The sequence below is a fragment of the Cylindrospermopsis raciborskii Cr2010 genome (genome assembly GCF_003367075.2).
In the GTDB taxonomy this organism is placed as follows: domain Bacteria; phylum Cyanobacteriota; class Cyanobacteriia; order Cyanobacteriales; family Nostocaceae; genus Raphidiopsis; species Raphidiopsis raciborskii.
Map to the genome: position 1 here is coordinate 1,508,277 of NZ_CP065936.1, position 12,026 is coordinate 1,520,302.

At 38.9% G+C, this 12,026-nt stretch carries 7 protein-coding genes; 5 read left to right on the forward strand and 2 right to left on the reverse strand.

Translation table 11 applies throughout. From position 1 onward, the window contains the following. The first annotated feature begins 167 nt into the window (after nucleotides 1-167). The 5 genes from pflA to C6N34_RS06925 all read left to right on the forward strand — a co-directional run bounded on the left by pflA (nucleotide 168) and on the right by C6N34_RS06925 (nucleotide 9,273). Entirely contained in the window at nucleotides 168-938 is a 771-nt protein-coding gene (gene pflA / locus C6N34_RS06905) for a pyruvate formate-lyase-activating protein (RefSeq protein WP_057177910.1), read from the forward strand. 96 nt (nucleotides 939-1,034) lie between these two features. Further along, nucleotides 1,035-3,653, forward strand: a complete 2,619-nt coding sequence (gene adhE / locus C6N34_RS06910) for a bifunctional acetaldehyde-CoA/alcohol dehydrogenase (protein WP_115538495.1) — start codon at nucleotides 1,035-1,037, stop codon at nucleotides 3,651-3,653. 58 nt (nucleotides 3,654-3,711) lie between these two features. Then, on the forward strand, nucleotides 3,712-5,988 hold the full coding sequence (gene pflB / locus C6N34_RS06915) for a formate C-acetyltransferase (protein WP_115538492.1): 2,277 nt from the start codon (nucleotides 3,712-3,714) through the stop codon (nucleotides 5,986-5,988). 33 nt (nucleotides 5,989-6,021) lie between these two features. Further along, entirely contained in the window at nucleotides 6,022-6,468 is a 447-nt protein-coding gene (locus C6N34_RS06920; RefSeq protein ID WP_006278677.1) for a hydrogenase maturation protease, read from the forward strand. 36 nt (nucleotides 6,469-6,504) lie between these two features. Then, nucleotides 6,505-9,273, forward strand: a complete 2,769-nt coding sequence (locus C6N34_RS06925) for a bifunctional acetate--CoA ligase family protein/GNAT family N-acetyltransferase (protein ID WP_115538491.1) — start codon at nucleotides 6,505-6,507, stop codon at nucleotides 9,271-9,273. A gap of 322 nt (nucleotides 9,274-9,595) precedes the next feature. Here C6N34_RS06925 and C6N34_RS06930 read toward each other — a convergent pair whose 3' ends face one another. Together C6N34_RS06930 and C6N34_RS06935 are read right to left on the reverse strand one after the other, a co-directional pair. Beyond that, the gene (locus C6N34_RS06930) at nucleotides 9,596-10,636 is read right to left on the reverse strand and encodes a PstS family phosphate ABC transporter substrate-binding protein (RefSeq protein ID WP_057177914.1); all 1,041 of its coding nucleotides are present in this window, start codon (nucleotides 10,634-10,636) and stop codon (nucleotides 9,596-9,598) included. 28 nt (nucleotides 10,637-10,664) lie between these two features. Then, nucleotides 10,665-12,017 carry a serine/threonine-protein kinase gene (locus tag C6N34_RS06935; protein WP_115538490.1) on the reverse strand — a complete coding sequence of 451 codons (1,353 nt, stop codon included), beginning with the start codon at nucleotides 12,015-12,017 and terminating at the stop codon, nucleotides 10,665-10,667. Between the last annotated feature and the right edge of the window lie 9 nt (nucleotides 12,018-12,026).

A 12,026-nucleotide genomic window follows, 5' to 3' on the forward strand; every position in this document is an offset into this window, starting at 1 on the left:
TATACTAAAACATTTAATTCAGTTGACTTTGGCTCAAAAATGGTCACTGGCAATTGTTTTCCCACAGGTAAAACACAAACAAATGCTAATGTATAATTTTGCCTACTTAATATGAAAGAAAACAGATCTTTGAATTCACCAATCTATCTAATTGTATTATATATCCCATGAATGCCAGAACTTCTCAAAGTCTCAATCATTCGGGTTCTCAAATATTAGGTCACATTCACTCACTAGAAACCTGTGGTACGGTGGATGGTCCAGGTATAAGATTTGTCGTTTTCACCCAAGGCTGTTTATTAAGATGTTTGTATTGTCACAATCCTGACACCCGTGACATGAAAACAGGAAAAGAAATAACTGTAGGAGAACTAGTCACAGAAATAGAAAAATATAGGTCCTACATGAAATTTACTGGTGGGGGAGTTACCATTAGTGGTGGTGAACCCCTATTACAACCGGAATTTGTCCGAGAGGTTTTTCGTCAGTGTCAAAAATTAAACATTCATACTGCCTTAGATACTTCTGGATTTCCCGATTTAACCACCTCCAAGTCCGTACTAGAATTTGTAGACCTAGTTTTATTAGACATCAAGTCTTTTGATCCTAACACCTATCTTCATGTTACGGGAGTTTCCATCGAACCAACCTTGAGATTTGCCGAATATTTACAGGAGATTAATAAGCCAACATGGGTAAGATTTGTTCTAGTTCCCCATGTGACAGATGGTAATGAAAACGTCCATCAACTAGCAAAGTTTGTATCCCAATTAAACAATGTGGAAAAAGTAGAAATTTTACCTTTTCACAAATTAGGTGAATACAAATGGCATGAACTAGGATATCACTATGAACTTGGGAATACTATTCCTCCTAGTCTGGAAGAAATAGAGAAAGTCAAAGATATTTTCAAGCACTATGGAGTTAAGGTGGAATGAATCGGATTTTTAAAAACAAATCAAGTAACTGACACCCAATTTTCCATACCTAAGTTGACAACCTATATAGCTCATAAATTTACTAAAATTACCACCATGTATACAACCCAAAAAACTACAAACCCAGTCAAAACTTCAGAAGATCTACAAATTCTCATTCAAGAGGTTAAAACAGCTCAAGCCAAATATGCCGAATATACCCAAGAACGGGTAGATCACATTTTTAAACAAGCTGCTCGTGCTGCTAATGCGGGGAGAATACCCCTGGCCAAAATGGCAGTAGAAGAGACAGGAATGGGGGTTGTAGAAGATAAAGTAATTAAGAACCACTTTGCCTCCGAATATATCTACAACAAATACAAAAATGAAAAAACCTGTGGCATTATCGAAGATGATAAACAGTTTGGAATTCAGCGAATTGCCGAACCTGTGGGCATATTAGCAGGGATTGTACCCACTACCAACCCCACCTCAACTGCTATTTTTAAAGCCTTACTGGCTCTTAAAACCCGTAATGGGATAATCTTTTCACCCCATCCTCGTGCCAAAAAATGCACAATTGAAGCGGCCAAAATAGTTCTGGATGCTGCAGTAGCAGCTGGAGCTCCTGCAGGAATTATTGGATGGATTGATGAACCAACAGTAGCATTATCACAACAGTTAATGCAGCATCCACAGATAAATTTAATTCTAGCCACTGGTGGACCTGCAATGGTTCGTGCAGCTTATTCTTCAGGTCATGCTTCCTTGGGTGTGGGTTCGGGTAATACCCCAGCAGTAATTGATGAAACTGCCCATATTAAAATGGCAGTCTCTTCAATTTTGATTAGCAAGACTTTTGACAATGGCATGATTTGTGCTAGTGAGCAATCCGTAATAGTTTTAGATGATGTTTACGAAGATGTGCGACAAGAATTTTTTAGCCGTGGTGCTTACTTCTTAAATGACCTAGAAAAGCAAAAGATTAGAGATTTAATTTTCATTAATGGTCGGTTAAATCCAGAAATAGTTGGTCAATCTGTGGCCAAATTGGCTCAAATGTCTGGACTAGATATAGCTAAAGAAGCTAAAGTTTTAATTGCAGAAGTAGATGAAGTGGGCACCCAGGAACCATTATCTTATGAGAAACTTTCCCCCATTTTAGCTATGTACCGAGCCAAAAATTTTCTGGAAGCTGTAACTATAGCTGAAAAATTAATTGAGTTTGCTGGAATGGGACACACCTCTGTCCTTTATACAGCACCAGAAAGACGAGATAGAATTACGGAGTTTGAAAATACCCTGCGCACTAGTCGAGTGTTAGTTAATACGCCTTCATCTCAAGGTGCAATTGGTGATTTATATAACTTTCGTCTTGATCCCTCCCTTACTTTAGGGTGTGGTAGTTGGGGAAACAATTCCGTTAGTGATAATGTTGGTCCCCGTCACCTGATCAACATCAAAACTGTAACGGAAAGACGGGAGAACATGTTATGGTTTCGAGTTCCCCCAAAAGTATATTTCAAATATGGTTGTTTACCAGTTGCACTAGGGGACTTAAGAGGGAAAAGTCGGGCTTTGATTATTACAGATCAACCATTATTTGAATTGGGAATCGCAACTAAAGTCAGCAGCGTACTGGAAGAAATTGGCATTAAGACCCAGGTGTTTTGTGATGTGGAACCTGATCCATCTTTAACTACGATTCATAAAGGACTAGCTCAAACTAATGGTTTTCAACCAGATGTAATTATTGCAGTTGGTGGTGGTTCCCCAATGGATGCAGCTAAGGTGATCTGGTTAATGTATGAACATCCAGAAACGGAATTTGATGGGTTAGCGATGCGGTTTATGGATATTCGCAAACGAGTATACGAACTACCTAGCTTGGGACAAAAAGCCATATTTGTCGCCATTCCAACCACATCAGGAACCGGTTCAGAAGTGACACCATTTGCAGTGGTGACGGATGATCGAACGGGGATCAAATACCCTTTAGCTGATTATGCACTAACTCCTAGTATGGCAATTGTGGATCCGGAATTAGTGCTAAATATGCCTAAGTCACTAACAGCTTATGGTGGAATTGACGCGCTGACTCATGCTCTTGAATCCTATGTTTCTATCTGCGCTTCTGAATACACTAAGGGATTGGCTTTAGAAGCAATTCGACTACTGTTTAAATACTTACCATCTGCATATAAAAATGGAGTTAAAGATACTAAAGCTAGAGAAAAAGTTCATTATGCAGCTACAATAGCTGGCATGTCGTTTGCAAATGCTTTTTTGGGTATATGTCATTCCCTTGCCCATCAACTAGGTGCCCGATTCCATGTTCCCCATGGGTTGGCTAATGCTTTGATGATTTCCCATGTGATTCGCTACAATGCAACCGATGCACCTTTTAAACAGGCTATTTTTCCCCAATATGAATATCCAAATGCCAAGTGGCGCTATGCCAAAATTGCAGACCACTTACATTTGGGAGGTGCTACGGAAGATGAGAAGGTAGATCTATTAATTGCTGCTGTGGAAAAACTGAAACAGGATGTGGAGATTCCAGCAACTATTAAGGATGTGATTAAAACCGATGAAAAAACTTTCTACGAGAAATTAGAAATAATGGCTGAGCAAGCATTTGATGATCAATGTACAGGTGCTAATCCCCGTTATCCACTGATTAGTGATTTACAGGATTTGTATATCAAGGCCTATTGGGGAAATTTGGGTCAATAAATAAAGAAGGGAAATGGGGAATATGTGAGAATTGAATTAGATGACATTGGAGGTAATTATGATAGCAAATGTAGAACATTCAACGCAAAATATATCCGACAGTAATTTACATCCACAGTGGCAAGATTTTTGTGGTGGTAACTGGGATGAACAAATTAATGTTCGGGATTTTATTCAATGTAATTATCAACCCTATACGGGAGATGATAGCTTTTTAACTGCTCCAACTGAACGCACTCAGAAATTATGGACTATGGTCTGTGATTTGATGAAATTAGAGCGAGAAAAAGGAATCTTAGATGCTGATACTAAAGTGCCATCAAATATTGTTTCTCATGCTCCCGGTTATATTGATTCTCATCTAGAGCAGATTGTGGGGTTACAAACGGAAAAACCCCTAAAACGAGCTATTATGCCTTTTGGTGGTATTCGGGTGGTAAAAAACTCCTTAGAATCCTACGGTTATCACCTTGATGCTCAAACGGAAGAAACATTCACAAAATATCGTAAAACCCATAATGATGGTGTTTTTGACGGTTACACCCAAGAAATGAAATTGGCTAGACATTCTGGGATTATTACTGGATTACCAGATGCTTATGGGAGAGGAAGAATTATTGGTGATTATCGTCGGGTAGCATTGTATGGAGTTGATCGGTTAATTCTGGATAAAAAAGAACAGTTAGCCTCATTAGAATCAGATGATATGCTAGAGTCTACAATTAGACTACATGAGGAACTTGTTGAGCAAATTCGAGCCTTAACAGAATTGAAAGTTATGGCTAATAGCCACGGATTTGATATTAGTTTACCTGCTGCTAGTGCTAAGGAAGCTGTACAGTGGACATACTTTGCTTATTTGGGTGCTGTTAAAGAACAAAATGGTGCAGCTATGTCCTTGGGTAGGGTTTCTACATTCCTAGATATCTACTTTCATCGCGATTTAAAAAATGGGATTCTGACAGAATCTGAAGCTCAGGAAATCATCGATCATTTTGTAATTAAACTGCGCATGGTAAGGTTTTTAAGAACGCCTGAATATAATCAATTATTCTCCGGTGATCCCACCTGGGTAACAGAATGTATTGGTGGAATGGGTGAAGATGGTAGGACTCTGGTGACAAAAAGTAGTTTCCGATTTCTCCACACCTTATCTAATTTAGGCACTGCACCAGAACCAAATTTAACTATCTTGTGGTCACAGGATTTGCCGATTAATTTTAAACATTTTTGCACCAAGGTATCTATTAACAGCAGTTCCATTCAGTACGAAAATGATGATCTCATGCGCCCAGAATATGGGGATGATTATGGCATTGCTTGCTGTGTTTCTGCCATGAAAATTGGTAAACAAATGCAATTTTTTGGAGCTCGTGCCAACTTAGCTAAGGCTTTATTATATGCTATTAATGGTGGTAAAGATGAAAAAACTGGGCAGTTAATTGTTGCAGGTTTTGATGCCATTACTTCAGAATATTTGGATTACTCAGAAGTAGTAGATAAGTTTGATAAAATTATGAACTGGTTGGCTAGGTTATATGTAAACACGCTCAATGTGATTCACTATATGCACGATAAATACTGTTATGAACGTTTGGAAATGGCGTTACATGATCGTGATATTTATCGAACCTTGGCTTGTGGAATTGCTGGCTTATCCGTAGTAGTAGATTCCCTTTCAGCAATTAAATATGCCAAAGTCAAGGTAATTCGAGATGAAAAAGGCTTGGCAATAGATTATGCTATTGAGGGGAATTATCCTCAGTTTGGTAATAATGACCATCAAGTTGACGAAATAGCTGTCAATCTTGTTCGCAGTTTTATGGATAAACTGCGTCAACAAAAAACCTATCGTCAAGCAGTACCAACCCAATCAATTTTAACAATTACCTCCAATGTGGTTTATGGCAAAATAACTGGTAACACCCCTGATGGGAGAAAAGCTGGCGAACCTTTTGCTCCCGGAGCAAATCCCCTACATGGTAGAGATACAAAAGGAGCGATCGCATCTTTAGAATCCGTAGCCAAACTTCCTTATCAACACGCTCAAGATGGAATTTCTTACACTTTTTCTATTGTTCCCAATGCTTTAGGTAAAAATTCCCAAGACAAAATTAATAATCTACGAGGAATGCTGGATGCTTATTTCTATAATGGTGGTCATCATATCAATGTCAACGTTCTAGACCAAGATATACTTGTTGATGCTATGGAACATCCAGAAAAATATCCTCAACTGACAATTCGTGTTTCTGGATATGCTGTAAATTTCATTAAGTTAACTCGGGAACAGCAATTAGATGTGATTAAACGGACATTCCACAAAAGCATTTAACATCCAACAATTCTGATAAAAAAGGTAAAAACTATGGGAACCGCAATAGTCATTGGTTATGGTAACGAATTATTTGGTGATGACGGAATAGGACCACTAATAGCCAAAGTGATACAAAGGTGGCGTTTACCATGCGTCCAATCACTTGCGGTTCACCAGTTAACACCTGAACTAGCTGAACCCATAGCTAATTCTCGATTAGCAATTTTTGTGGACACTTGTATTAATTCCCTGTATAATCAGGTTCAGGTACAATCACTATTACCATCACCGCTGAATTACACTCACACCCATAGCAGTGATCCACAATCTCTACTAACTTTATCTCAATTTCTCTATGGTAATTGTCCTTCCGCGTGGTTAGTCATAGTCCCAGGAGAAAAATTTCAATTGGGTGACCCTATTTCACCCCTGGGAAAAAAGGCCATAGGGATCGCCCTCAATAAAATCACTCAAAAACTAGACACATTAGTTCATTGATTGAGGTAAGTACATGTTAAAAAACAAGGAGCAGTCATGGAAACATCTATACCCTTGAGATTAGATAAAGCATCTGATATATTGCGCACTGAGAAAACTAGTGCACTGGATGGGATCTTTGCACCCCAAACCGTAGCAGTTATTGGTGCAAGTGAAAAACCTGGGAGTGTGGGTAGAACCTTGTTATGGAACTTAATTACCAATCCATTCAATGGTACAGTTTTCCCCATTAATCCCCATCGTCACAGTGTATTGGGTATAAAAGCCTATCCAACAATTTTTGATATTTCCGAAAAAATTGACCTAGCTGTAATTGCTACTCCTGCACCCACAGTGCCAAAAATTATTGCCGACTGCGTGCAAGCTGGAATCAAAGGAGCAATTATTATTTCTGCTGGTTTTAAGGAAGCAGGTGAAAAAGGAATTGCTTTAGAGAAAGAAATATTATCTGTAGCACAGGGAGGAAAGATCAGAATTATTGGACCAAACTGTTTAGGAATGATGAATCCCATTTCTGGTTTAAACGCCACCTTTGCTAGTAAAATGGCCCAACCAGGGAGTGTGGGTTTTCTGAGTCAAAGTGGTGCATTATGCACATCAATTTTGGACTGGAGTTTACAGGAAAATGTAGGTTTTAGCGCCTTTGTTTCCCTAGGTTCAATGTTAGATATTAGTTGGGGAGACTTAATTTATTATCTAGGAGACGATCCCCACACTAAAAGTATAGTTATTTATATGGAATCTATTGGTAATGCTCGTTCTTTTTTATCAGCAGCACGGGAAGTAGCATTAACCAAACCAATTATAGTAATTAAAGCAGGTCGTACAGCAGCAGCAGCAAAAGCAGCAGCTTCCCATACGGGTTCATTAGCAGGAAGTGATGCGGTTTTAGATGCAGCATTTAAAAGATGTGGAGTATTAAGGGTTAATAGTATTTCTGATTTATTTGATATGTCAGAAGTATTAGCAAAACAACCTTATCCTCAAGGTCCTAGATTAACCATTCTCACCAATGCGGGTGGACCGGGAGTATTAGCGACGGACTCATTGATAGAAAGTGGGGGAGAACTAGCAGCAATTTCTCCCCAAACTATGGAAAATTTAAATCATATATTACCTCCCCAATGGAGTCATAATAACCCCATAGATATTTTGGGAGATGCGGATCCACAACGTTATACAAAAGCCTTAGAAATTGCCAGTAAGGATACCAATAGTGATGGTTTATTAGTAATTTTGACTCCTCAAGCTATGACTGATCCCACCAAGATTGCTGAGGAATTAAAGCCCTATTCTCAAATGCAGGACAAACCTATTTTAGCCAGTTGGATGGGTGGAGAGGATATTGCAGAAGGGCAAAAAATTCTCAACCTTGAGGGGATTCCCACATATTCCTATCCTGATACTGCTGCTAGGATATTTAGTTATATGTGGCGCTATAGTTATAACTTAAAGGGTATTTATGAAACCCCCGTATTACCCGCATTGGAATGTGATAGTAATACTCGCAATTGTGGTTTAGTGACAACTATTATTGCAGAAGCTAGAAAAGCGGGAAGAACAATTTTAACTGAATTTGAATCCAAGGAAATTTTAGCAGCTTATGGCATTCCAGTAGTGGGAGGAACCATTGCCAAAAGTGCACAAGAAGCGATAGAATGGGCGGAAAAAATTGGCTATCCTGTAGTATTAAAATTGTATTCCCATACAATTACCCATAAAACGGATGTGGGGGGAGTTCAGTTAAATTTAAGAAATGCTGAATCAGTAAAAAAAGCCTATCATTTTATAGAAACCTCAGTTTTAGAAAAAGCTAGACCAGAGGATTTTTTAGGTGTAACCGTACAACCCATGGTCAAAACTAATGGGTATGAATTAATTATTGGTAGTAGTCTGGATCCCCAATTTGGTCCAGTATTATTATTTGGCACCGGAGGACAATTGGTAGAAGTCTTTCAAGATAGTTCTATTGCTCTACCACCCCTAAATACCACCCTAGCACGTCGGATGATGGAGCAGACTAAAATTTATCAAGCTTTAAGGGGGGTCAGGGGTAGACAAAGTATTGATATGCAAGCTTTAGAGGAACTGTTAGTAGTCTTTAGTCATTTGGTAGTAGAACAACCGTGGATTAAAGAAATAGATATTAATCCTTTATTAGCAATTCCCCCCACACCCGATCATCCAGGTGGTTTAATCGCATTAGATGGCAGAATAGTATTACATCCAGCTGAGATGGAAGAGCAGCAATTACCTAAATTAGCAATTCGTCCCTATCCCCATCAATATGTGTCCAATTGGAGATTGAAAAATGGTAGGGAGGTGATTATTCGTCCTATTCGTCCTGAGGATGAACCATTGATGGTCAAATTTCATCACACATTATCGGAAGAAACTATTTATTTTCGTTATTTTCATCTAATCAAATTAAGTCAAAGAGTTACCCATGAAAGACTGACCAGGATCTGTTTTATTGATTATGACCGGGAAATGGCCTTAATTGCTGAACAGGAAGACCCACATACTCAACAGAAGGAAATTTTAGCAGTAGGAAGATTAAGTAAATTACATGGTAGTAATAGTGCGGAATTTGCCATGCTGGTCACTGATGGTTACCAGCGCAACGGGTTAGGTACAGAAATTCTCACAAGGTTAATGGAAATAGCCAAGAATGAGAAAATATCTGTGATTTTTGCTGAGATCCTAGCAGAAAATATAGCCATGCAGAAGGTATGTCAAAACTTGGGTTTTGAGATTTTTCCAACTGAGGATGGAACTATCTTGAAAGCAGAAATCTATCTATAACTGGGTGGGTAGAATTAAATATAAGATGAACGTAGGTTGGGTTGAAGTATGAAACCCAACGCCCGCATGGGTCTCGTTCCTCCACCCATCCTACAAATAATTGTGCCTCCCTAATTACTAAGATCTGACATCGAGGTTGGAAATTGAGGAGCTCGCTTTTGGGATTTATTTTGATTTACGGAACTAATCCCAGATTTAATAAAGTTCACAAATACTTGTTCAACTTTTTCATATTCCTCCAATTTTAGAGATGGCGATGGTGCCCCAACTACCTGAACCATTTTTTTAAAAACTATAAGGAATCAGGGCTAAGAGGTGTTCATCATCTAATCCTCACAAATCCAGATTTTTCAATTAATTCCTGACCCTCATTGGTTAAAAGCCAGTTGGCGTATGCTTCTCCCACCTGTTGATCTATTTGATTATTCTGCTTAGTTATAACAAACAAATTTCGGGTTATGGGATAGTTACCATTGCGAAAATCTTCAATGTTTAACCGGTTGCGCTCTTTAGGACAGTTGAAGCGAGGAACCTCTGGTTTTTGATAGGGCGCTATAAATTTTCCACTAACTCTACCCACTGGTAAGGATTTGACCCCACATTGGGGAACAACCTCGGGTGCAGAACCATAGTAAATTCCCCCGGGAGTAGCATCTATTTTCCTCAGAGCTTCCGTTGTCGTACCAATATAAATTACCTGAGCGCCAAAGTTCTCCTTATTTAGGATATTTTCCACAAAAAACTCCACTGTACCGCCAGCTTGTTTATCACGAGAGATGGGCTTAATCCCTAAATTAGGACCCCCTACCTGTTGCCAATTGGTAATTTTACCGGTATAAATATCTTTGATTTGAACAATGGTTAGTCCAGGAATATTCAAACTATGATTAACTGCGATCGCAATGCCATCAATTCCCACAGGAATCTCTCGCAGACTAAAACCTTTTTGTTGAGCTTTGACATTTTCTTCTGGTTTTAATGGACGGGAAGACTGAGAAAAAGTTAGTTGATTATCTATCAACATTCGAATACCTGTTCCTGAACCTGGACTCTGATTTACAGGTTGGGTGTAGCGCAGGATAAACTGGGGGCAATTCCGCTGCAAAATACTATCAGCAATTGTACGCACGGGTGCCCAGGTTGTACTTCCACCATAGCTATATGTTCCTTCTAGTGAGTTTGATATATCACAAGTGTTAAAAACCTTGAAAATATTAAATTTTTGGGCTGAGTTTTGATTATTAGTTTGATGGTTCACAATTTGTCCCCACCGTTCCATTAGAAACCATGAACCTCCAAAAATTAGGGTGGTGGTAGCAACTAGAGATAGCAGATTAATTAAGGTTTGGTTTTTTTGAGTCATAAGTAGTTTTTTACCCTTTTTAAGTTCTTCAAAGAATTGTTGATAGAATTTTATGAATCAGACTAAATAAGGTAATTGCGCCAATACAAATCAATGCAGAGGCTATACCTAACACAACCACTATTTGAATATCTAACCCCCCTGGCAATAAAGCAATCAAGAATATGACTAAAAAACTAATTAATAGAATAAGTAACAGGTCTTTTACCGCTAACCACCCCTGACTTTGCACCACCACTAAACTGCTTACCATCACTAGGGAAATAGCCAGTCTAATTATCGGTGTCTCGACTAAAAGACCAACCGCAATTACAATTAATGCTCCCTCAAAACCAGTAACGGCGCCTCTCAATAGCAATTCCCCAAATGAAAACTTTTTAACCATTAGGCCTTTAAAAGGGAGATTCGATGGCTGGGGTTGATCAGGTATGGTTATGGAAGGTATTAAAGCTGATAATACCTCTGTAGCTGAACTAAAACGTTCATTAATAGCAGGCATCAGCATTTTATCTAGTATACCACTTAGATGGGGACTAATTTTTACCTCCTGTCGCCATCGCCACTGATTGATCTGGGGATCAAATAACTCTGTGGCTTCTTTTCCAGTGAGTAGAGTTAGAATTGTTACCCCAAGTGCATATATGTCTGTAGAAGGAAACACCTGACCTCTGGTTGTCTGTTCTGGCGCAGCAAAGCCTGGAGTATAAATAGCAGTGGAAGCACTAGATACTTTAGCACTAGTGACTTGTTTAACAGAGCCAAAATCTAACAAAAATAGTCTACCATCTTGTCGGCGCATAATATTAGATGGTTTAATATCTCTATGAATAATACCTCTATCGTGGATAAATTGTAGGACGGGTAAAATTTCTTTGAGAATAACCAAGACCTCTGTTTCGGAAAAATTGCCTCGATGCTGTAGTTCCTCTTCAAGATTTTTTCCGTCAATATATTCTTGTACCAGATAAAAAAACTGATCTTGTCTTCCCGGTTGCAAGCTAGGAACCACTACGGGAAAGAACGCAAATAAATAGGGAATTTGGTCATGGTTCATACCAACATCGGCTAGAACCGTTGCTTCTCTTTCAAATAACTCTTGTGCTAGATCTAACTGAGCCGCATTCAAGCTTGTGGACGGTTGAAATTGTTTAACTACACAATTTGGTATTCCCGGGATACGGCGATCCCGTGCCAAAAATGCTGCTCCGAATCCTCCTATTCCCAGTAATTTTACAGGCAGATAGCGACCATCTAATAACAGTGGCATACCACAACTAACACAGTATTTTTGTTGGGTAGCTTGCAGGGTAGTAATGTTGTCTAAGTCCGGGAAGTAATTTTGCGGACGTGGACAGTGAGGACGAGTGCAGTAGACTTCCATATCATTAGT

Coding starts and splice junctions, on each gene's coding strand:
- C6N34_RS06920 (WP_006278677.1), top strand. CDS start 6,022: ATGGGAACCGCAATAGTCATTGGTTATGGTAACGAATTATTTGGTGAT.
- C6N34_RS06925 (WP_115538491.1), top strand. CDS start 6,505: ATGGAAACATCTATACCCTTGAGATTAGATAAAGCATCTGATATATTG.
- adhE (WP_115538495.1), top strand. CDS start 1,035: ATGTATACAACCCAAAAAACTACAAACCCAGTCAAAACTTCAGAAGAT.
- pflA (WP_057177910.1), top strand. CDS start 168: ATGAATGCCAGAACTTCTCAAAGTCTCAATCATTCGGGTTCTCAAATA.
- C6N34_RS06935 (WP_115538490.1), bottom strand. CDS start 12,017: ATGGAAGTCTACTGCACTCGTCCTCACTGTCCACGTCCGCAAAATTAC.
- pflB (WP_115538492.1), top strand. CDS start 3,712: ATGATAGCAAATGTAGAACATTCAACGCAAAATATATCCGACAGTAAT.
- C6N34_RS06930 (WP_057177914.1), bottom strand. CDS start 10,636: ATGACTCAAAAAAACCAAACCTTAATTAATCTGCTATCTCTAGTTGCT.